At 67.4% G+C, this 21,825-nt stretch carries 18 protein-coding genes and 1 tRNA gene; 5 read left to right on the forward strand and 14 right to left on the reverse strand.

Going from position 1 to position 21,825, the window contains the following annotated elements; translation table 11 throughout:
- Positions 1-38: 38 nt before the first annotated feature.
- Complete coding sequence (gene moaC / locus DSM104443_RS07455) at positions 39-518, forward strand: cyclic pyranopterin monophosphate synthase MoaC (protein WP_171090905.1); 480 nt, start codon at positions 39-41, stop codon at positions 516-518.
- Here moaC and chrA read toward each other — a convergent pair.
- On the reverse strand, positions 515-1,837 hold the full coding sequence (gene chrA, locus DSM104443_RS07460) for a chromate efflux transporter (RefSeq protein ID WP_171090906.1): 1,323 nt from the start codon (positions 1,835-1,837) through the stop codon (positions 515-517). The genes moaC and chrA overlap by 4 nt on opposite strands.
- A complete protein-coding gene (locus tag DSM104443_RS22100) occupies positions 1,834-2,664 on the reverse strand; it encodes a chromate resistance protein ChrB domain-containing protein (protein ID WP_171090909.1) in 831 nt (276 codons plus the stop codon). The genes chrA and DSM104443_RS22100 overlap by 4 nt, the downstream gene beginning before the upstream one ends.
- 157 nt (positions 2,665-2,821) lie before the next feature.
- Here DSM104443_RS22100 and DSM104443_RS07470 point away from each other — a divergent pair, with 157 nt between their 5' ends.
- Positions 2,822-3,058 (forward strand): sulfurtransferase TusA family protein, encoded by a 237-nt coding sequence (locus DSM104443_RS07470; protein WP_171090911.1) that lies wholly within the window; start codon positions 2,822-2,824, stop codon positions 3,056-3,058.
- A gap of 59 nt (positions 3,059-3,117) precedes the next feature.
- On the opposite strand, the gene DSM104443_RS07475 is transcribed toward DSM104443_RS07470, so the two are convergent.
- The 7 genes from DSM104443_RS07475 to DSM104443_RS07505 are packed head-to-tail and all read right to left on the reverse strand — an operon-like array spanning position 3,118 to position 11,074.
- Complete coding sequence (locus DSM104443_RS07475; RefSeq protein WP_171090913.1) at positions 3,118-3,954, reverse strand: SDR family oxidoreductase; 837 nt, start codon at positions 3,952-3,954, stop codon at positions 3,118-3,120.
- Between the two features lie 20 nt (positions 3,955-3,974).
- The gene (locus DSM104443_RS07480; protein ID WP_171090915.1) at positions 3,975-4,760 is read right to left on the reverse strand and encodes an enoyl-CoA hydratase/isomerase family protein; all 786 of its coding nucleotides are present in this window, start codon (positions 4,758-4,760) and stop codon (positions 3,975-3,977) included.
- On the reverse strand, positions 4,757-6,034 hold the full coding sequence (locus DSM104443_RS07485) for an MFS transporter (protein WP_171090916.1): 1,278 nt from the start codon (positions 6,032-6,034) through the stop codon (positions 4,757-4,759). Before DSM104443_RS07485 ends, DSM104443_RS07480 begins: the two co-directional genes overlap by 4 nt.
- Before the next feature lie 8 nt (positions 6,035-6,042).
- Complete coding sequence (locus DSM104443_RS07490) at positions 6,043-8,805, reverse strand: valine--tRNA ligase (RefSeq protein WP_171090919.1); 2,763 nt, start codon at positions 8,803-8,805, stop codon at positions 6,043-6,045.
- A gap of 5 nt (positions 8,806-8,810) precedes the next feature.
- The gene (locus tag DSM104443_RS07495) at positions 8,811-9,161 is read right to left on the reverse strand and encodes a hypothetical protein (protein WP_171090921.1); all 351 of its coding nucleotides are present in this window, start codon (positions 9,159-9,161) and stop codon (positions 8,811-8,813) included.
- A gap of 1 nt (position 9,162) precedes the next feature.
- Positions 9,163-9,582 carry a DNA polymerase III subunit chi gene (locus DSM104443_RS07500; protein ID WP_171090923.1) on the reverse strand — a complete coding sequence of 140 codons (420 nt, stop codon included), beginning with the start codon at positions 9,580-9,582 and terminating at the stop codon, positions 9,163-9,165.
- Between the two features lie 4 nt (positions 9,583-9,586).
- Positions 9,587-11,074: a leucyl aminopeptidase gene (locus tag DSM104443_RS07505; protein ID WP_171090925.1), complete on the reverse strand. Its 1,488-nt coding sequence runs from the start codon at positions 11,072-11,074 to the stop codon at positions 9,587-9,589.
- 56 nt (positions 11,075-11,130) lie between these two features.
- On the opposite strand from DSM104443_RS07505, the gene lptF reads away from it, so the two are divergent.
- The 3 genes from lptF to DSM104443_RS07520 all read left to right on the forward strand — a co-directional run bounded on the left by lptF (position 11,131) and on the right by DSM104443_RS07520 (position 13,345).
- A complete protein-coding gene (gene lptF, locus DSM104443_RS07510; RefSeq protein WP_171090928.1) occupies positions 11,131-12,210 on the forward strand; it encodes an LPS export ABC transporter permease LptF in 1,080 nt (359 codons plus the stop codon).
- Positions 12,211-12,259: 49 nt separating this feature from the next.
- Positions 12,260-12,350: transfer RNA gene (locus DSM104443_RS07515), tRNA-Ser, on the forward strand.
- Positions 12,351-12,382: 32 nt separating this feature from the next.
- On the forward strand, positions 12,383-13,345 hold the full coding sequence (locus DSM104443_RS07520) for a Bug family tripartite tricarboxylate transporter substrate binding protein (protein ID WP_171090929.1): 963 nt from the start codon (positions 12,383-12,385) through the stop codon (positions 13,343-13,345).
- Here DSM104443_RS07520 and DSM104443_RS07525 read toward each other — a convergent pair.
- From DSM104443_RS07525 to DSM104443_RS07545, 5 genes are all read right to left on the reverse strand, one after another.
- Positions 13,338-14,471 (reverse strand): FAD-dependent monooxygenase, encoded by a 1,134-nt coding sequence (locus tag DSM104443_RS07525; protein WP_212757027.1) that lies wholly within the window; start codon positions 14,469-14,471, stop codon positions 13,338-13,340. The two genes, DSM104443_RS07520 and DSM104443_RS07525, sit on opposite strands and share 8 nt — an antisense overlap.
- Before the next feature lie 47 nt (positions 14,472-14,518).
- The gene (locus DSM104443_RS07530; RefSeq protein WP_171090932.1) at positions 14,519-14,857 is read right to left on the reverse strand and encodes a helix-turn-helix domain-containing protein; all 339 of its coding nucleotides are present in this window, start codon (positions 14,855-14,857) and stop codon (positions 14,519-14,521) included.
- Between the two features lie 104 nt (positions 14,858-14,961).
- Positions 14,962-17,256 (reverse strand): patatin-like phospholipase family protein, encoded by a 2,295-nt coding sequence (locus DSM104443_RS07535; protein WP_171090934.1) that lies wholly within the window; start codon positions 17,254-17,256, stop codon positions 14,962-14,964.
- Positions 17,190-18,152: a tripartite tricarboxylate transporter substrate binding protein gene (locus tag DSM104443_RS07540; RefSeq protein WP_171090936.1), complete on the reverse strand. Its 963-nt coding sequence runs from the start codon at positions 18,150-18,152 to the stop codon at positions 17,190-17,192. Before DSM104443_RS07540 ends, DSM104443_RS07535 begins: the two co-directional genes overlap by 67 nt.
- Before the next feature lie 76 nt (positions 18,153-18,228).
- A complete protein-coding gene (locus DSM104443_RS07545; RefSeq protein WP_343034664.1) occupies positions 18,229-21,642 on the reverse strand; it encodes an FAD-dependent oxidoreductase in 3,414 nt (1,137 codons plus the stop codon).
- Between the last annotated feature and the right edge of the window lie 183 nt (positions 21,643-21,825).

The raw sequence follows: 21,825 nt of genomic DNA on the forward strand, positions 1-21,825 counted from the left end.
GCTGTTACTATGACGGCCGGGGTTAGGGCAGGTTCATTATGACGGAAAAACTGAGCCATTTCGACGCGGCAGGGCAGGCCCACATGGTCGATGTCGGGGGCAAGCCGGAGACCCATCGCGTGGCCGTCGCGGCGGGCCGCATCCGCATGAAGCCCGCCACGTTCGCAATGGTGGCTTCGGGCACCGCGAAGAAGGGCGATGTGCTCGGCATCGCGCGCATCGCCGCCATCCAGGCCTCGAAGCGAACCTCGGACCTCATCCCGCTCTGCCATCCCGTACCGCTCACATCCGTCGCCGTCGAGTTCACGGCCGACGAGGCGGGCTTGTCGTTCGAGTGCCGCGTCACCGTGGAGTGCACCGCGCGCACCGGCGTCGAGATGGAGGCGCTCACCGCGGTCAACGTGGCGCTGCTCACCATCTACGACATGGTGAAGGGCGTGGACCGCGGCATGACGATCGGTGACATCCGCCTGCTCGAGAAGCGCGGCGGCAAGTCGGGCGACTTCCGCGCGAGCTAGGCGCCCGCCATCCAGGCGAGCACGCCGGCCAGCGCGCTGGCGCCGATCACCGGGATCACTCCCACCCGAAACCGGGTGAGCGCCACGAGCGCGGCGAGGCCGATCAGGCCCGCCCCGATGTCGAATCCTCCTGGCCCTTTCCAGAACACGTGCGATCCGAAGTACAGCGCGAGGCTCGCGATCACGCCGACCACGGCTGCCGTGATGGCGGTGAGCGGAGGTGCCAGCCGCACGTCGTCTCGCGTGCCCTCGACAAGCGGCCCGCCCGCGAGGATGAACAGGAACGAAGGCAGGAAGGTGAACCACGTGGCCACGCTCGCGCCGAGGATGCCCGCGGCGAGCAAGGCCTGTGCGCCGAGGAGCTCGCGCGTCCATCCGCCGAGGAAGCCGACGAACGCGACCACCATGATCAGCGGGCCGGGTGTCGTCTCGCCGAGCGCGAGGCCGTCGATCATCTGCGCGCCCGTGAGCCAGCCGTGCTGCTCGACCGCGCCCTGCACGACATAGGGCAGCACCGCGTACGCGCCGCCGAAGGTCACGAGCGCCGCCTGGGTGAAGAACATGCCCATGCGCGTGAAGCCCGCATCCCAGCCGAAGGCGAGCACCAGCGCGCCGAGCGACGCGCCCCAGAGCGCGAGCGCGATCGACACGACGGCCGCGAGACGGCCTTTCGAGAATCGCGCGTGCTCCGGAGTCGGCGTGTCGTCGTCGATGACCGCGGGCGCATGGCCTCCCGAGGCCTTGCTCGCGTGCGCCGGCAGCGCGAACGCACCGGGCGCCCACTTGCCTCCGATCCAGCCGGCCAGTGCCGCGCCGGCGACCAGCGCCGGAAAGGGAACGGAGAAGGCCACGAGCGCCACGAACGCAACGACTGCGATCGCCACGAGCGGAGCGCTGCGCAGCGTGCGCGACCCGATGCGCCAGGCCGCTGCGAGAACGATCGCCACCACGGCAGGCTTCACGCCCTCCAGCGCGGCATTCACGGCCGGCACCTGGCCGTAGCGCACGTAGATCCACGACAACGCGACGAGGATCACGAGCGACGGCAGCACGAAGAGCGCGCCGGCCGCGATGCCCCCGCGCACGCCGTGCATCAGCCAGCCGATGTACGTGGCGAGCTGCTGCGCCTCCGGGCCGGGCAGGAGCATGCAGTAGTTGAGCGCGTGCAGGAATCGCCGCTCGGAGATCCAGCGGCGGCGCTCGACCAGCTCGCGATGCATGATCGCGATCTGCCCCGCGGGGCCGCCGAAGCTCACGAAGCCCAGCTTGAGCCAGAACCGCAGGGCTTCCCCGAACGTGACGTGCGGCGGAGCACTCATGCGGGCGCCTTCCACGTGTGGCGCTCGGCGGTGCCCGCGTCCTCCTGCCGGCACCACGCGTAGAGCGCGTCGTACATCACGAGCCCCTGCTGCAGCATGGCGTGGTCGTCGGCGAATGTCGCGCTCAAGCCGAGGGAGATCGCCACGAGTCCCGCGGACTGCGGGGCCAGGTCGGGCCGGCCCGTGTCGGCACCGCGCACGATGAGCGCCAGGCGATGCAGCGGGGCGTCGTCGAGGCCAAAGTCTTCGACCAGCGCGTCGAAGCTGCAGCGCTCGCCGCGATGCGTGAATCGCACCCCGGGGATGTCATAGGGGATCCACCCGCGCGCCTGGGCCGTGGCAGCCACAGCATCGGCCGCGACGTACTCGAATTCGGCAAAGGGATCGATGAACCGGCGGATCAGCCAGGGACAGGCGATGCGGTCGATCTTGGGCCGCTCGCGGGTGACCCAGGTCGAGGGCGCATTCGTGGCCGAGGGGATCGCGGGCGCGCCGCTCTTTCTCGTCGTGGGCCCCTTGGACGCACGCCATGCCTCGATGCCGCCTTCGAGATAGGACGCCTCGATGCCGGCCGCGCGCAGGGCCTGGGCCGTGTTGCGGCTGATCTCGTGGCCGTGGACGCAATACACGACGACGCTCCTGTGGCGAGGGACGAAACGGGCCCACTCCTTTACCGTGAACGGGTCACGCCAGGTCGCGCCGGCGATGAGGGCATCATCCTGGGCAAGCGCCTCGGCGCGGCGAACGTCCAGGACCAGCGGCGCCTGGGCGGAGCCGATGTGGGAACGAAGGTCGGAAACGGATAGGGCGGGTGCGACGGTGTCCATGGGCGATCCTCTCGATGAGAAGGACGCAGTGCTTGGACGGGACACCGTCTTGCCTCGAGGGCGCCGGGGGCTGCGGGTCCCCGGTGCACGAATGGTAGCCCTTGATTCGGAAACGCGGCAACCCAATGTTAAAATGCGCGACCGCCGGAGAATATAAGTGACTACTGCTACTACTGCCGATCGAGAACTCGACGTGAAGGGCCTCAACTGCCCGCTGCCGATCCTGCGCGCCAAGAAAGCGCTGGGCGAGCTGCAGTCGGGTCAGGTGCTCAAGGTGATCGCCACCGATCCGGGCTCCGTGAAGGACTTCCAGGCGTTCTGCCGCCAGACGGGCAACGAGCTCCTCTCGCACACCGAGGGTGCCGAGTTCGTCTTCTTCATGAAGAAGCGGTAAGTCGTCGTCCCCGCGCAGGCGGGGACCCATGGATTCCCGCTTTCGCGGGAATGACGGTCTCACTCCACGAAGATGTCCTGGTAGAGCTCGGTGCCGGGATTGAGCGCGTAGCGGTCGAAGTCGGTCACCCCCGACTGCTTCAGCAGCGCCTCGTCGATATAGAAATTCCCGGTGTTCTTGCGCGAGTCGGACGTGAGGATCACGTGCGCCGCGTCGGCCATGATCGCCGGCAGCCGGCTCGCCTTCAGGATCTCCTCCGGGAAGTGCACCTCCACCGCCGCCGTGACGATCGTCGTGCGCGGCCACAGCGAGTTGAAGGCGATGCCTTCCTTCGCGAACTCCGCGGCCATCCCCAGGGTGCACATGCTCATCCCGTACTTGCTCATCGTGTACGCGGCGTAGTGCTGGAACCACTCCGGCTTCATCGAGATGGGCGGGGACATCGTGAGCACGTGCGGGTTGCGGCCGGCCTTGGCGCTTTCCTTGAGGAACGGCACCGCGGCCTGCGAGCAGAGGAAGGTGCCGCGCGCGTTCACGCCGAGCATGAGGTCGAAGCGCTTCGCGGGCGTCTCGAGCGTGGGCGTGAGGCTGATGGCGCTCGCGTTGTTCACGAGGATGTCCAGGCCGCCGAAGTGCTTGGCGGCCTTCTCGAACGCCTCGCGGATCGCGGCGTCGTCGCGGATGTCGAGCTGGATCGCGAGGCCCTTGCCGCCCGCGGCGTCCACTTCCGCAGCGACCGAGTGGATGGTCCCCTCCAGCTTGGGATGCGGGTCCGACGTCTTGGCGGCGATCACGACGTTGGCGCCGTCCTTCGCCGCGCGGATCGCGATCTCCCGGCCGATGCCCCGCGAGGCACCCGTGATGAACAGCGTCTTTCCCTTCAGCGTAGCGGCCATGCGGATTCTCCGGTTGCGGTCTATTTGCCCTCGAAGCGGGGCTTGCGCTTCTCGACGAAGGCGGTGACCCCTTCGGCGAAATCGTGGGTTCCAGCGCAGGCCGAGAACGACTCGACCTCCGCGGCGAGCTGCTCGGCCATCGTGCGGTCGAACGTGGCGCCGATCAGCGCCTTGGTGCGCGCATAGGCCTCGGTAGGGCCGTTCGCGAGGCGAGTCGCGATCTCCGTCGTGCGGGCATCGAGCTCCGCATCCGGCACGACCCAGTTCACCAGGCCCAGCTCGCAGGCGCGCGCGGCATCGAACGGATCGGTGATCAACGCGAGCTCGAGCGCCCGGCGGGCACCGATGGCGCGCGGCAGGAAGTGCGTGCTGCCGCCGTCCGGCGACGTGCCGATGTTGGCGTAGGCGAGCGTGAACTTGGTGCCCTCGGCGGCAATCGCCAAGTCGCAGGCCATCATCACCGAGAGCCCGCCGCCGGCCACGGCGCCGTGCACCTTGGCGAGCACCGGCTTCGGCATGCTGCGAAGGTCCTGGATGACATCGTGGAACGCCGTGGCCCAGGTGCGGATCAGCTTCGGCATGTGGGGCAGGTTGGCGTAGAAATTCACGACGTCGCCGCCGGCCATGAAGGCCTTGCCCGCGCCTTCGAGGATCACCACCCGCACGGCGGGGTCGGCCCCCAGCTCGGCGAGATACGTGCGGAGCTCCGACACCATCTCGGCGCCGAGCACGTTCAGCTTCTCCGGGCGATTCAGGGTGAGGCGCGCGATGGCGCCGCGGCGTTCGAGCAGGACGTGGGAAGTCATTGTGTGGGTGCTCCAGCCTCGGAGGCGGGGATGATACCGTGCCGCACGTACAGGGGCCGCAAGTGCTTGCGGAACGAAGGCAGCAGCAGCGTGAAGACCAGGCCCGCGGCGAGCGCGATGCAGCCCCCGACGAGGAAGGTGCGTGGGGCCCCGATCACCTCCGCGATCCAGCCGGCGCTGAAGTGCCCGATCGGCGCCGAGCCGATGAAGAACATCGTGAAGTAGGCCATGACGCGGCTGCGCTTGTCCTCGTCGATCACGCTTTGCAGGATGGTGTTGATCACCGAGCCCACCTGGAACATGCCGAACCCGGCCATCATCATGAAGAAGAACGAGAGCCCGACGTTGCGCGAGAAGCTGAAGCCGGCGGCGCCCACGCCGGCCACCATCGCCGCGATGCCGATGTACTTGCCGAGGCCGCGGATCGAGGTGCGTCGTGCGAGCGTTATGGCGGAGATCACCGCGCCCAGGCCCACGGCGCCGATGAAGAGTCCCACCAGCTCCGCGCCCTTGCCATAGGTCTGTACCGCGATGGCGGGCATGAGCGTGGTGTACGGGCTGATGGCGAGGCTCACGGCGGCGAGCGTGAAGAGCATCCTCCGCACGACGAGGGAGCCCATCGCATAACGCCAGCCTTCCGCGAGGTCGGTGAGCGGGTGCGAGGCGGCGCGCGGTGGCTTCTTGTGCACGACCCGCACGCGGATCAGCGCGCCCAGCACGGCGAGGTACGTGATCGCATTCAGGGCGAAGCAGGCCGTCTCGCCGAAGCCCGCGATGATGAGCCCGCCCAGCGAGGGGCCCACGAGCCGCGAGCCGTTCATGAGGATCGAGTTCAGCGCGATGGCGTTGGGGAGATCCTCCTTGCGGTCGAGGAGCTGCACGAAGAACGACTGCCGCGTGGGCGTCTCGAAAGCGTTGCAGATGCCGGCGAAGAGCGCCAGGCACGCGAGCGACCAGGGCCTGATCAGCGTGAGGCCCGTGAGCACCGTGAGGACGATCGCCTGGATCATCAGCAGCGACAGCACGGCGATGAGGATCTTCCGGCGCGGCAGGCGGTCGCCCAGCACGCCCGCGATCGGGGAGATCACGAGGTAGGGCACGCCGTTCAGCAGCCCGATCAGGCCCGTGAAGGCCGTGGAGTGCGTGAGGTCGTAGGCGAGCCACATGAGCGCCACCGACTGCACCCACGTCCCGATCATCGAGACGGCCTGGCCGACGTAGTAGCGCCGGTAGATCGGCGACTCGAGCGCCCGCATCGTTCTCGGGAGCGCCACGGGTCTCCTTAACCCAGCTTCTTGAGCTGGGCCTCGATCTCGACCACCAGGGCCTCGAAATCGACGAGGCGCTTCTTCATCTCGTCGACCACGTTCGCCGGCGCGCGATCGACGAAGGAGGAGTTGCCGAGCTTGGCCCTGCACTTCACGACTTCGCCCGCGACGCGGTCGCGCTCCTTCGTGAGCCTCACCTTCTCGGCGGCGCGATCGATCTCGACCACCAGCATCACCTTGCCGGCGCCGACCACTTTCACCGGCGAGTCCGCGGCCCCGAGGTTCGCCACGACCTTCACTTCCGACAGGCGGGCGAGCGCGGCGAGGTAGGGCATGTGCGGCTCGAGCTTCGCGGCATCGCCCTCGATGAGCGCGGGCACCTTCAACGCCGGCGAGAGGTTCATCTCGGAGCGCAGGTTGCGCGCGGCGTTGACGATCTCCTTCAGCACGGCAATGTCGGCCTCGGCGGCCGCGTCGATCTTCGAATCCTCGGGCTGCGGATACTTCGCGATCGAGATGCTCTCGCCCGCCCGGCCGGCGAGCGGCGCGACCTTCTGCCACAGCTCTTCGGTGATGAACGGGATCGTCGGATGGAGCAGGCGAAGTGCCGTCTCCAGCACCCGCACCAGCGTCCTGCGCGTGGCGCGTTGCTGGGCTTCGTTGCCGTTCTGGATCTGGACCTTCGCCAGCTCCACGTACCAGTCGCAGTACTCGTCCCAGACGAATTCGTAGGCGGCGCGCGCGGCGACATCGAAGCGATACGTCGCCAGGCCCTCGTTCACCTCGCGCTCGGCGCGCTGCAGGCGGGAGACGATCCAGCGGTCGACGGTGGACATCTCGACCGGGTCCTTTTCGTTGAGGCCCGTGTCCTGCCCCTCGATGTTCATCAGCACGAAGCGGGTGGCGTTCCACAGCTTGTTGCAGAAGCTGCGATAGCCTTCGGCGCGCTTGAGATCGAAGTTGAGCGTGCGGCCGTGCGTCGAGAGCGCGGCGAAGGTAAAGCGAAGCGCATCCGCACCGTGAGCCGCGATCCCATCCGGGTAGTCACGCTTCACGCGCTTGGTCGCCGCTTCCTTGTGCTGGGCGAGCATGAGGCCCTGCGTCGATTTCTCCAGCAGCTTCTCCAGCGTGATGCCGTCGATGACGTCCAGCGGGTCCAGCGTGTTGCCCTTGGACTTGGACATCTTCTGGCCCTCGGCGTCGCGCACGATGGCGTTGATGAAGACGTCCTTGAACGGCACCTGGCCGGTGAAGTGCAGGGTCGTCATGATCATCCGCGCGACCCAGAAGAAGATGATGTCGAAGCCGGTGATCAGCACGGAGGAGGGGAGGTAGAACTTCCGCTCCCTCTCGAACTGCTTGTCGTCGGGCCAGCCGAGCGTGGTGAAGGGTACGAGCGCGGACGAGAACCAGGTATCCAGCACGTCTGGATCGCGCGATTCGGGGGCGATCGACTTGCCCGCGGCCTTCGCCCGGGCACTGGCTTCCTCGAAGCTGCGGCCCACGAAGGGCGTGCCGTCCGCGGCGTACCACGCCGGGATCTGGTGGCCCCACCAGAGCTGGCGGGAGACGCACCAGTCCTGGATGTTCTCCAGCCACTGGCGATACACCGTCGCCCACATGTCGGGGACGAACTTCGTCTTCCCCTCGGCCACCGCGTCCAGGCCGGCCTTCGCCATGCCCTGCATGTCCATGAACCACTGGTCGGAGAGCATCGGCTCCACGACGGCATCCGAACGCTGCGAGCGCGGCTGCATCAGCTTGTGCGCCTTCTTGCCCTCGACGAGACCCAGGGCTTCGAGGTCCGCGAGCACCTTCTTGCGGGCGACGAAGCGGTCGAGCCCGCGGTAGGCCTCGGGCGCGTTCTCGTTCACCGTCGCGGTGAGCGTGAAGATGGAGATCATCGGCAGCTTGTGGCGCTGGCCGATCTGGTAGTCGTTGAAGTCGTGCGCGGGCGTCACTTTCACGGCACCGGTGCCGAATTCGCGGTCGACGTACTCGTCGCCGACGATCGGGATCAGGCGATTCGCGAGCGGCAGGCGCACGTTCCTGCCGATGAGGTGCTTGTAGCGCTCGTCGTCAGGATGCACCGCGATGCCTGTATCACCGAGCATGGTCTCGGGACGCGTCGTGGCGACCACGAGATGGCCCGAGCCGTCTTCCAGCGGGTACTTCAACTGCCACAGCGACCCGTCGCTCTCCTGCGATTCGACCTCGAGGTCCGACACCGCCGTTTGCAGCACCGGATCCCAGTTCACGAGGCGCTTGCCGCGGTAGATGAGGCCCTGCTCGTGCAAGCGCACGAAGACCTCTTGCACAGCACGCGAGCGCGGCTCGTCCATCGTGAAGTAGGTGCGCGACCAGTCGCACGAGGCGCCGAGCCTGCGCATCTGCCGCAGGATGGTGGAGCCCGACTCTTCCTTCCACTTCCACACGCGCTCGACGAAAGCCTCGCGGCCCATGTCGCGGCGGTTCTTGCCCTCGCCCTGGAGCTGGCGCTCGACCACCATCTGCGTGGCGATGCCCGCGTGGTCCGTGCCCGGTTGCCAGAGGACGTTGTAGCCCTTCATGCGATGCCAGCGCGTGAGGATGTCCATCAGCGTCTGCTGGAACGCGTGGCCCATGTGCAGCGTGCCGGTGACGTTGGGCGGCGGCAGCTGGATGGAGAACGATTCACGCGACTCGTCGAACGTGGCCTTGAAATAGCCCTTGTCTTCCCAGAACGGATACCAGCGCGCCTCGATCGCGTGCGGGTCGAATGCTTTCTCTAGTTCCATGGTTCCTATTTCGATTCCCGCCGCTCGAGCGCCGCGGAGACGGCGTCCCCGATGGCGTTCGCCACGTCCTGCCGCAGGTCGCCCAGCGCGCTCGACACGGCCACATGCACTTCGGATTTCAGGTGATCCACGAGGCGGCGCTCCAGCTCGGCGGCGAGGCGGCCTTCCACCTCGGCCATCACGCGCGTGAAGACTTCCTGCGAGATCTCGCCGGCGGCGCTCACGCCATCGGCCTGCGGGGGCGCGGGCGGCTCGATGAGATCGGTGAGCACCGGGATGCCGCCGCTTTCGGGCGAGGCGGCGTGGCGCTTCAGGAGCGCATCGGCCTTGTTCAGCACGTCGCGGTCTTCGGCCATGTCAGGCTTCGACCTCGTTGATCTTGATGTCGTAGCCGCGCTTCTTGTAGAACGTGTAGCGCTCGCGGGCACGGGCCTTGTCGCCTTCGTCCGTGCCGACGATCTCCAGCAGGCGCTCGAACGTCGCGAAGTCCTTCGGCTCGGTGTCGCCCAGGTTCAGCATCACCTCGTGGTGCGGCAGCGTGTCGCCTTCGGTGGCGAGAATGACGGGCGTCTCGGCCGCGACCGGTGCTCCGGCCATGCAATGCGGGACGAACTTGAGCGACTGGTACGTCCACAGCATCTGGTCGAAGCGCGCGAGGACGGACCGATCCGGCGAGTAGACGACCAGCCTGGCCGGCTTCTCGTAGGCCTTGGCGGCGAGGCGGCAGGCGAAGTGGAGCTTGTCCTCGGCGTAGCGGTAGAAGTCGATTCGCGTCACGCCTCTACGACGCCCGCTTCAACAGGAAATGCGTGAGCATCGCCACCGGACGGCCCGTCGCGCCCTTCTCGGCGCCGGACTTCCAGGCGGTGCCCGCGATGTCCAGGTGCGCCCACGGATACGCCTTCGTGAAGCGCGAGAGGAAGCACGCCGCCGTGATGGCGCCGCCCGCGCGGGAGCCGATGTTCGGGATGTCGGCGAAGTTGGACTTGAGACCTTCCTGGTAGTCGTCCCACATCGGCAGGTGCCACGCGCGGTCCCAGGCGCTGTCGCCGGCGGCGAGGAGCTCGCGCGCCAGCGGGTCGCTGTTGGCGAACATGCCGGTGGCCACGTGGCCCAGCGAGATCACCATGGCCCCCGTGAGCGTGGCGATGTCGACCACGGCCGCGGGCTTGTACTTCTCCACGTAGGTGAGCGCGTCGCAGAGGATCAGGCGGCCCTCGGCGTCGGTGTTGAGGATCTCCACCGTCTGGCCGGACATCGTGGTCACGATGTCGCCCGGCTTGATGGCGTTGCCGTCGGGCATGTTCTCCGTGGCGGGGACGACGCCGATCACGTTCATCGGCAGCTTCATCATCGCGATGGCCTGCATCGTGCCGAGCACGCTCGCGGCGCCGCACATGTCGAACTTCATCTCGTCCATCTCGGCCGAGGGCTTGATGGAAATGCCGCCCGTGTCGAAGGTCACGCCCTTGCCGACGAGCGCCACGGGACGCGAATCGCGCGCGCCGCCGTTGTATTCCATGACGATGAGCTTCGGCGGCTGGCTGCTGCCGCGCGCAACGGCGAGGAAGGAGCCCATGCCGAGCTTTTCCATGTCCTTCTGCTCCAGAACCTCGACCTTGATGCCGTGGCGCTTGCCGATGTCCCGCGCCTGCTCGGCCAGGTACGCAGGCGTGCAGATGTTGCCCGGCATGTTGCCGAGGTTCTTTGCCACGCAGACACCTTCGGCGATGGCGTAGCCGCGAACGATCGCGGCCTCGCCCTCGGCCATCTCGCTCCTGCGTGCGACGTGCAGCACCACCTTGCGCAGCGCCCGCTTGGCCTCGCTCGTCTTGCTCTTGAGCGTATCGAACCGATAGACGCCATCCATCACGCAGAGGATGGCCTGCTCGACTTTCCAGCTGGTGTCGCGCTTCTTCACCGGAAGATCGGTGAGGCACACCGTGGCCTCCGTGGTGCCGGTGCTCTTCAGCGCTTTCGTGGCCGCGGCGAGTGCACCGCGATACGTGTTCTCGCCGAACTCGCGCTCGCGGCCGAGGCCCACGAGCAGCACGCGGTCCGACGGCACCTTGGGGACGTTGTGCAGGAGGAGGGTGGTGCCGGGCTTGCCCTCGAGGTCGCCTCGGCGAAGCACATCCGCAATGTAGTGGCCCGACGCGTCGTCGATGCTCTGTGCCGAGGCGGAGAGCTTGCGCCCTTCGTACACACCGACCACGACACATCCGGTGCGCTGCTTCTCGGGGCTGCCGCTCTTTATGCTAAATTCCATTTGTTTTCCTCGACTTGGCTTCGCGAAGGCAAACGCGAATTATCGGCGTTTTAGCCATGATTTTCCAGCGTAGTTTGATCCGCGAGTTCAGCTTGATCGCCATCGCGGTGGTCGGCGTGCTGCTGGCCATCATCCTGACCCGCCTGCTGATACTTTTGCTGGGTCGCGCGGCCGGTGGAGAGGTCCTCCCCGAAGCCGTGATCGGCCTCATCGCCTTCGGCATCCTCAACTATCTCCCGGTTCTCCTGGGAATTGCCGTCTTCGCCGCGGTCCTGCTGGCATTGACCCGCAGCTACCGCGATAGCGAGATGACGGTGTGGTTCACCTCGGGCCTGTCGATCGCCGCGTGGGTGAAGCCCGTGCTGCAGTTCAGCATTCCCGTGGCGCTGGTGTGCGCGCTGCTCTCGCTGTGGATCTCGCCGTGGTCGCAGGACCGCAGCGTCGAGTACCAGCGCCTGCTGCAGAGCAGGGACGAGGTCTCGAGCGTCACGCCGGGCGTCTTCCGCGAATCGCGCTCGTCCGACCGCGTGTTCTTCGTGGACAAGATCTCGGAGGGCGACGCGGAGGTGAACAACGTCTTCGTGCAGTCCACGCAGAACGACCGGATGGGCGTGATGGTCGCCAAGCGCGGCTTCATCGAGACCGCGGAGAACGGCGATCGCTTCGTCGTGCTGCTGGATGGCCGCCGCTACGAGGGCACGCCCGGCACGCTCGACTACCGCACGGTGGATTTCGACCGCTACGCCATCCGCATCGAGCCGCGCGAGGCGAAACGCGAGGCCCCGCAGAACAAGGCCAAGCCGACGATCGAGCTCCTCGAAGAGGCCACGGCACCCACGGCCGCGGAGCTGCACTGGCGCATCGCCCAGCCGCTCGCCGTGATCATCATGGGGCTCTTCGCGATCCCGCTCGCCTTCGTGAACCCGCGCTCGGGCCGCTCCTGGAACATCCTGCTTGCGGTGCTGGTGTACGCGCTCTACAGCAACCTGCTGTCGATCTTCCAGGCGTGGACGGCGCAAGGGAAGCTGCCCGCGTGGCTGGGGCTTTGGCCCGTGCACGTGGCGATGGCCGCGATCCTGCTGATCCTTTTCTCTCGACAACTCTTCACTTTCCGCACCCTGACGCTGGGAAAGTAAGGCTAAGTCGCTGTATAATTGCGGGCTTTGCTGCAGCGCGCACACCCCCGGAGAGGTGGATGAGCGGTTTAAGTCGCACGCCTGGAAAGCGTGTTTAGGTTAATAGCCTAACGCGGGTTCGAATCCCGCCCTCTCCGCCACTTTCTGTTCGTCGACGCCCAGGGAGTCGCGGATGAAACGGTTCGCACCGCACATCCTTCTCGCGTGCGCGTTCCTCTGGCTGCCCGCCGCCCTGGCCCAGCCGTTTCCCACCGGCCGCATCAGTGTCGTCGTTCCTCTCGCCCCGGGGGACGCCGCGGACACGACCGCGCGAGCGTTGGGCGAAGAGCTGGCGACGCTGCTGAAGACGCCGGTGGTCTCGATCAATCGTCCGGGTGCGGGGGGTGCGATCGGCACCGACAGCGTCGTCCACGCCCGCAAGGACGGACACACGATCCTCTTCGCCCAGAACAGCGCGCTCACCTTTCGTGCCGTCCTCGACCCGCAATCGGTCACCTACGACGCGCTTCGGGACCTGGTACCCCTCGGCACCACCTCACGCACGCCGAGCCTGCTCGTCGTGCGCGCCGACGCGCCGTACCGGAGCTTCGCGGAGCTGGTCGAATACGCGAAGAAGAATCCCGGCCGGGTGCGCGTTGGCCACCCGGGCTCCGGGTCGGTGGGTGATTTCTGCATTCAGTTGATCAATGCGCTCACGGGCGCGGAGCTCGTGCCGGTTCCCTACGCCGGCGCGGCGCCTGCCATCGTCGCATTGCGCGGCGAGCACATCGAAGGCGTCGTGTTGTCGCTCGGAGCGCTGAGTGCCCACGTGCGCGCAGGGGTGTTTCGGGGCCTCGTCGCGTCGAGCCGGTCTCCGGAGTTCGCCGACATCCCCACGATGCGCGAGCTCGGCTATTCCGAGGAGCTGTTCGGCATCTGGTTCGGGTTCTTCGCGCCCGCCGGGATTCCCGAAGACGCGAGGCGGACGCTCGTCGGTGCGATCGAGCAGGCGGTCAGGGCACCGGCCACCGCGGCACGGCTCGCCTCGCTCGGCATCCTGCAGGGCTATGCCACGCCCGAGCAGACCGCGGCGGAGATCCGTTCGGAGTCGAAGCGGGTCGGCGACATGGCCCGGAAGAACGGGCTGATCAAGTGAGGCCTGCCGCCGCTGCGCGCGCATGGGGCACCACGTCGTAGGTGTACAGGTGCTTGCGGAATTCCGCGTGGGCAGCGAGCTCTGCATCGCGGACGCCTAGATCGGCGTGGGCCGAATCGAGGCGCAGGCCGTTCTGCCGCGCGCCCTGCTGGATTTCCGCCACACGCTCGCGGCGCAATCGCTCGTAGGCCAGGAGCGCCGCGGGGACCACAGAGGTGTCCGCCTGCGCCAGGATCGTGGCGAGCGCCATGCCGTCCTCGATCGACTGGTTGGCCCCCTGGCCCAGGTGGGGCAGCATCGGATGCGCCGCGTCCCCGAGCAGCGTGAGCCGGCCCTGGGTCCACGTCGGCAACGGATCGCGGTCGTACAGCGCCCACCGAAACGGGGTGTCGACTTGCTGGAGCACGCTCCCGATACGCGGGTCCCAACCTTCGAACTCGCGGCGCAACACGGCCGGATCCCCGGGCGCGGACCAGGACTCCTTCATCTCCTCGTGGGCGGGCACGAAACCGACATAGTTGACCATCGTCCGGTGGCGAACCGGGAAGACGAGGAAGTGCCGGGAGGGACCTGCCCACATCTGCCAGCGATCCATCGGCCAGCTCGGCAGGCGCTCGCGCGCCACCAGGCCCCGATACGAAACCGTGCCGTGAAAGACGGGCTTCGAGGGCGGGGCGACGCGGCGCCGCAGCTCCGAGTGGATTCCGTCGGCACCCACCACGACTTCGGCTTCGGCGCTCGCGCCGTTGGCGAACTGGACTCGGGCCACGTCGCCGTCCTGCTCGAAAGCGGCAGCGCGGTGGCCGACATGCACCGTGCCGGCGGGCAGGTGGGCCGCGAGGAGCTCGACGAGGTCGGCGCGATGCATCCCGAAGCACGCGTTCCAACCGAAGGCGTCCGCCACCTGCACCGGGGCGATCGGCGTGCCGTCATGGTGGAAGTAGCAGGACCCGACGCCGACTCGCGCACCCCACTTCTCGACGGCGGGCCCGAGGCCCACTCGCTCCAGGTGGCGGACCGCATTCGGCGTCACATAGACACCGGCCCCGATCTCGCCCAGCGCGGAGGCCTGCTCATGGACCGAAACGTGGAGGCCCTGTGCGACCAGTGCATTGGCGGCGAACAAGCCGCCAATGCCGCCTCCGATGATCGCGACGCGTGGCCTGGACCGTGTCAGGGAAACATCCAGGGCCTCTCGGCCCCGTAGTACTCCTCGAGCGCGGAAGCCACTTCCTCCGGATTGCCCGTGAGGATCCTCGCGAGGACGGCCTTGCCCATGGGCTGGGCGACGAGCTCGAGTCCGATGTTGTTGATGACGTTGAAGGCCTCGGCCATCGTCATGTCCCAGGCGCCTTGCTCCAGCTCCATCAGCGTCTTGGGGGAAACCCCGGCGCGCTCGGCCGCCTGCTCGGGCGTGAGCCCCAGGGCGAGGCGCGCTCGGCGCACAGCGGCGCCAAGCTCTTCAGGTCCGTTGACGATTCCCAGCTCGCGGCCGGCGTTGTTCTGGCTCATTGGAGTCCTCCTGGGACTTCGAATACCAGCATACGCCCGTGACAATCGTTCGGACGTGCTGACAATTCTGCACTTCGAACCTGAAATCCAGCCGCAAGAAGGCGTTAATTCCGGTCCGTCGGGCGCCCCAGGAACAGGTAGGCGGCCGAACCTCCCGAGAACGTGTGCCCATAGCCGATGTAGAGCGGGCCCAGCAGGGTATCCAGGCCCAGGAAGACGGAGACGGCCTTGCGCACGTCGCTGAACGTCACGTCCGAGCGCCGCGCCCACGCATTGCCCGCCTCGAGCGAGGTGCCCAGGTACCAGTTGCCGCCCAGTCCGCGGGGCAACTCGCCCATCCGGTAGTACATGACCGCCGCCGCGAGCGCGTTCTGGGAGCCCGATACGGCGCCCACGGGCGTGCCGCTCAGGTTGAGGAAACCTCCAAGGCCGAAGCCACCGCGATCGTCCTGCGACCGGCCGCCGCCCACGATGCCCAGCACCGTGAACCGGCCGATCGTGACGGGGTAGAGGAGCTGCGCGGTGTACGTCTGGACCGGATGGCTCGAGTCGCTGCCGTACGCCACGGTCGACGTCGTCGCCGCGGCGAAGTAGCCGTGGCGCGGGAAGTTCGCGTCATCGAGCGTGTCGAACGTGACGCCGAGTTTGACGACGTTGCCCGTGTCCTTCACCGGCGAGGCTTCGCGGCTACTGATCAGTGGCTCCACGCGATACCACTCGCGGCCGATGCCCAGGCGCGCGACGCCTACGTTGCCGAGGCGGCGTCCGGCCACCACCGCCACGGACGTGGTGCCGCTCGTGAGGCGATCGGTGCGATGGTTGCCCGCGCGGAAGATGTCGTAGTCCGACTGGATCGCCTCGGCGATCGGCTCGAGGAACCACGCGCTGCCCGGGCCGAGTGGCTGGTAGAAGCTCGTGGTGAGGCGGCGCACGTCGCCGATCTCGAGCTCGTTGCGCCACTCCGCGCCCCACGGGTTCACCCAGGTGCGCGTGTGCTGCAGCGTGAGCGAGAAGCGCGCGTCGGTCTTCGCGTCCGAGACGGCGCGCGCGCCGACACGCAAGTAGTTCGGCCCCCAGGGTTTCTCGTCCACGTCCAGCACGACGAAGCGCTTGCCCTCGTTGTATTCCGTGTGGACGTCGACGCGCTCGAACTCGCCCGTTCCGTAGAGCACGCGGCTCGCCTTCACGAGCTGCTCGTCGGTCACGTGGGCGCCTTCCGCGATGTCGGCGCGTTGCCGCACTTCGTTTGCGAGGGCCACGGGATTGGTCCGCTGCGTGCCGCGCACGACGATGGCTTCGACCACTTCCTCGGGGAAATCGCGGCGGCGGGTGCGGCGTTCCTCGTAGAAGGCGTACTCGCGGGGCTCGAGGGCGAGGGCGGCGAGCTTCGGCAATGCGGCCCGGGCGGCGGCTTCACCGCGTGCGATGAGGTCGGGGCCTTTATCGAAGTCGAGGAACGTGACGTCGCGAAGCTCCGGCGAGATGAGGACGTCCGTGGGCTTCAGCGCCCCGAGCGAGATGCCGACGTTCTGCTCGGTGAGGATGTTGATCATCTGCTGCGCCACGCCGAGCGCGGAGGAGAGTGCCTCGCGCGGCAGGAGCGGCGTGCCGACGTTCACGGCGATGATCACGTCCGCGCCCATGGAGCGCGCGACTTCCACCGGCAGGTTGCGCACGAGGCCACCGTCGCCCAGGAGACGCCCGTCGATCGTGGTCGGTGCGAAGGCTCCGGGGATCGACATGGAAGCGCGCATCGCCTCGACGAGCGTGACATCGCGCAGCACGACGAGCTGTCCCGTCTCGAGGTCGGTCGCCACGGCGCGCATGGGAATGGGCAATGCGTCGAGCTGGCGGATCTCGCTCGCGGGGCGTGCCACGATGCGCAGGAATTCCTCGAGGTTCTGCGATCCGAAGGCGCCGCGCGGCAGCGTGATGCCGTCCGACTTGATCCCGAATTCAGTGCGTCCGATCAACCGCAGGTCGTCTTCCTTGCGGCGGAACGAGAGGTCCTCGCGCGGAGGACGGGCGGAGAACATCAGGTCCCAGTCGGCGTCGCGCACCATCGCTTCCATCGCCTCGGGCGTGTGGCCCGCCGCATACGCGCCGCCGACGATCGAGCCCATGCTCGTCGCGACGACCAGGTGCACCGGGATGCGGTTCTCGCGAAGCACCTTCAGCACGCCGACGTGCGCGAGCCCGCGCGCGCCGCCGCCGGAGAGAACCAGGACGATCTTCTTCGGCGGAGCGGGGGGAGGGGTGGCGGAGGCCGCGACCGGAGGGTCGGCCGCGGCGGCGTCGAGCGAGGCGGCGCAGGCGAGCGCCGCCCAGAGGATTACTTGGCCTGCAAGCCAAGCCTTTCGATGGTGGCGCGCTCCGCCACCAGCATCTCGCTCGCCCATTTCGCGTAGTCCTCGGAGTTCTTGTACCAGTAGACCTGGTCGAACTGCTTCAGCACGGCCAGGTGCTCGGGATCGTCGAGCGTCTTCTTGAACGCATCATGGAGGATCTTCACGATCTTCGGGTCCATGCCCTTGGGACCCACGATGCCGTAGGGCGAGATCGACGTGACGTCGATGCCGAGCTCCTTCGCGGTGGGCGCGTTCCACTTCGCGCGCTGCTCGCCGAAGGTCACCAGCAGCCGGAAGTCGCCGGACTCCACGAAGCGCGCCCAGCCCGACGCGTCGGACTGCGCCATCACGTGGCCGCCCATCAGGGCCTGCGTCGAATCCGCGTTGCCCTTGTACGGAATGTGCAGCAGCTGCACGTTGGACTTGTACGCGACCTCTTCGACGAGCAAGTGCGGCGACGTGCCGTTGCCCGTGGAGGAATACGAGAGCTTGCCGGGGTTGGCCTTCGCATACGCGAGGAAGTCGTTGAACGTCTGGAACGGCGAGTCCTTCTTCACCACGACGCCGAAGGTGTAGCCGGTGAGGCCGATGATGTACGTGAAGTCCTTGATCGGATCCCAGTCCACCTTCTGCATGTGCGGCAGTCGATAGGCGCCGAAGGGAAGCTGCGAGAGCGTATAGCCATCGGGCTTCGCATTGGCCGCCATCTGCGACGGCCCGAGCATTCCGCCGAAGCCCGGTTTGTTCTCGACGATGATCGGCTGCCCGAGATACTTGGCCGCGATCTTCGCGAACTGGCGAAGGTGCGTGTCCGTCGAACCGCCTGCGGGCCACGGGCAGACGAGCGTGATCGGCTTGGTGGGGAAGTCCTGGGCGGCGGCCGGAAGGCCGGCACCGGCGAGAACGGCGAACGCCGCGAGAGCGATGCGAAGAACGGAAGCGGGCATGGCGATCCTTTATCGGTGGGTTCGCTCGGAGGCGCCATGATGGCCCGCCGAGCGCTAACCGAAAAGGGGCGAACCGCTATTCCGCGCTGCGAACGTCCGCGGCACGCTCTCCCAGGTGCACGAGGCTGCGATCGACCCACAGCGCCGTCATCTTTTCCTGCAGCGAATTCTGCCGCAGTCGTGCTCGCAAGCCGGGGAAGTCCACGCGGTCGAGCGGCTGGTCCTGGTTGAAGCACGAGAACACGTAGCTCACCTGGCCCGTCGCGGGATCGATGTGCGGCTGCAGGCACTGCGCACAGATCTCTTTCATCATGCATTGCATCGGCGAGTTGATGGAGCCGATCGCCGCGTGTCCCGGCGTGAGATACGGCGCGAGGATGCCGTGCCGTGCTCTCGCGACGGCCGCCATCATTCCATCGGAGCCGATCGCGATCACGCGCATTGCATCCTGCATGCGTACCTTGGCGGGCCCGAGCTTTCCCGAGCCATGCGCGGCCATCGCCTCGACGATGTTGCCGACGTACGTCTTGTCGCCGGAGCGCGTGGGCTCGAAGCCGGGCGCCTCGTCGCAGCACCAGACGACCTCGTCGGCCGCCGCCTCGATCTCGGCGACCTTGTAGCGGTCGATCACCTTCTTGTAGCCGGCGAAGTAGAGCACCTTGCTGCCGCTCTCGCGCATCGCCGCGCCGATGGAGAAGAGCACCGCGTTGCCGAGGCCACCGCCGACCAGGACGACGGTCTCTCCGGGATGCGATTCGGTCGGCGCGCCCGTCGGCCCCATCAGCACGACCGGCTCGCCGGGCTTGAGGGATGCGCACAGGTCGCTCGAGCCACCCATCTCCAGCACGATCGTGGAGACGAGGCCTTTGTCGCGATCAACCCACGCGCCGGTTAGCGCGAGGCCTTCCATCACGAGGGTCGTTGCGTCGACCTTGGGAGCGAGCGTTTCGAAATTCTGCAGGCGATAGAACTGGCCCGGGCGGAACTGGCGCGCGGCCTGGGGGGCTTGCACGATCACTTCCACGATCTTCGGCGTGAGGCGCACGACCTTGTGGATGCGCGCGCGCAGCATCGCGTTCAGCGACGCGACGAAGGCGTCCGTATCCGCGGCCGCTCGCGACGGGCGGCGTTCCAGCACGCGGCTCACGACGGGATAACCCTGCTTCGCCGAGCCCATCGCCTTCACCACGTTGCCGAAGAAGGACGGATGGAGGTCGCCGAAGTAGCTCATGAAGCGGTTCTCTTCGTCGCGCCACATCAGCACGTTGGGCACGGCGGGCTTGGCGGAGCGCTGCGGCGTGACGGCGTTGCCGTCGTCGTCGACGGCGCGGAAGTAGCGGCCGTCCAGCTTGAAGTAGTCCGGCTCCTCGCGGGCCAGCACCGTGTTGGGCTGCGTGCCGGCTGCGATGAGGATCGTGCGGGCCGGGATGCGGACTTCGCGATCCTCGCCTTCCACTTGCGTGGAGCGGGCGACGAGAGACGTTGCGTGTCCTTCGCCGTCGAGGTCGATGCGAAGCGGCGTGAGGTTCTCCGCGAAGTCGATGCCTTCCTCGAGCGCCTTCTCCACCTCTTCATGGTTCAGCGTGTACGAAGGGCTGTCGACGAGGCGCTTGCGGTAGGCGATCGTGGCGCCGCCCCAGAGGCGCAGCAGTTCGACGATGCGCGGCTCGCGGCCTTCGAGCTTGGCCGCCACGCGTTCGGAGCGGATCGCCTCCGCGTGCATGAGGAATTCCTCGGCGACGTCGGTCTCTTCCTCGTTCCAGGCGTTGCGCACGGTACCGGCGCTGCGCTCGGCCACGAGCTTCTCGTAGCGCGCGAGGAACTTCTCTACTTGAACGACGTAGTACGCGAGCGATTCCGTCGCGGTGTCGATGGCCGTGAGGCCGCCGCCGATGACGACGATCGGCAGGCGCACCTGCATGTTGGCGATCGAATCCTTGCGCGCCGCGCCCGTGAGCTGCAGGCCCATGAGGAAGTCGGATGCCGTGCGTACGCCGCGAGCGAGGCCGTTGGGCATGTCGAGCACGGTGGGCTTGCCTGCACCCAGCGCCAAAGCAATGTGGTCGAAGCCCAGGCGGAACGCGTCTTCCGCGGTGAGCGTGCCGCCGAAGCGTACGCCGCCAAAGAGCGTGAACTGCGAACGGCGCTCGACCAGCAGGCGCGCCATCTTGAGGAAGTTCTTGTCCCAGCGCACGGTGATGCCGTACTCCGCGACGCCGCCGAAGCCCGCCATCACGCGCTCGTCGAGCGCTTCCTGCAGCGTCGCGACGTCCCGGATCGGCTTGAACGCCACGCGCGATCCATCGGCCGTCACGCCGGAGATGGCCGGATCGAGCGCCTCGATCTTGAGGCCGTCGATGCCGACCACGGTGTGGCCGTCGTTCATGAGGTGGTGCGCGAGCGTGAAGCCGGCCGGTCCCATGCCCACGACGAGCACGCGCTTGCCGGTCGCCTCTCGCGGAAGGGGACGCTTGATGTTGAGCGGGTTCCAGCGCGTGAGGAGCGAATAGATCTCGAAGCCCCACGGCAGGCCGAGCACATCCTTCAGCGTGCGTGTCTCCGCCTGCGGAATGTCCACCGGCGTCTGGCGCTGGTAGATGCACGCCTTCATGCAGTCGTTGCAGATGCGATGGCCGGTCGCGCACACCGTCGGGTTGTCCACCACGATCATCGCCAGCGCGCCGATGGCCCACGCTTCGGTCTTCAGCTTGTGGAACTCCGAGATGCGTTCCTCGAGCGGGCAACCGGCGAGGGGCACGCCGAACGGGCTCTTCTTGAATTCCACCGTGCCGTCGGCCGCGGGCTTTTCCTTCAGGCCCTTCGAGCACGAGTCCTTGCCCTGCTCGTGGCACCAGATGCAGTAGTTCGCCTGGTCGAGGGCGCCCGCGAGATCGGTCCCTTGATCCGTGAGCGCGAAGCCCTGGCGCCGGCGGATGTGATGCAGGCGATGCACCGTATAACCCTCGGGCTTGGTCTCGACGACCGTGGGCACGAGATGCATCGGATCGACACGCTGCGGCGGCTTGAAGAGCACGCCGGCGCGGTGGTGCCAGCGCCCTTCCGCGGTGTGCGCGGACCACGCGGCGAAGCGCTCCGCCACCGAGAGTGCGGCGGCATTCGCGGCTTCGTCTTCCTGCCATGCGAGAACGTGCTCGGCGAAGCGGAGCTCGTCGAACGTGCCGCCGATCAACGCGGCAACCTCCGCTTCGAGCGCGGGACCGTCGAGCGTCGCGGCCTCGTCGGCCTTGATCTTCAGCATCGCGCGGCGCTGCACGAACTTGCGCTTCACCCGGAAGAGGGGTGCGAGACGCTCGTGGCCGGCGCGCAATGCGTCCCACTCGGCTTCGATGTCGAACAGATTTGCGACGAAGCGGTCCAAATGCGGCGCGACGGCCAGCAGCAGCTCGGCTTCCGCGAGCGCGGCGAGTGTAAGGGGTGCAGTCCTGGCCGCGACCAAGCGTTCATGCAGGGCTGCGTCTTCGCGTTGCAATGCGGACAGGAAATGGCCGTCCAGCCTCGATAATCCCCCTTGGGAATAGAGGTCGTCGAAAGCCAGGCCGTGGGAAAGATTCGGTGACACGGATGAAGCGGGCATAGAGGTTCAATTTTATGCGAATCCGATCGCGGACCGTACCCGTATCCCTCGGCGCCATGGGGGCTTTGTTATGATGCT

This window comes from Usitatibacter rugosus (genome assembly GCF_013003965.1).
In the GTDB taxonomy this organism is placed as follows: Bacteria; Pseudomonadota; Gammaproteobacteria; order Burkholderiales; family Usitatibacteraceae; genus Usitatibacter; species Usitatibacter rugosus.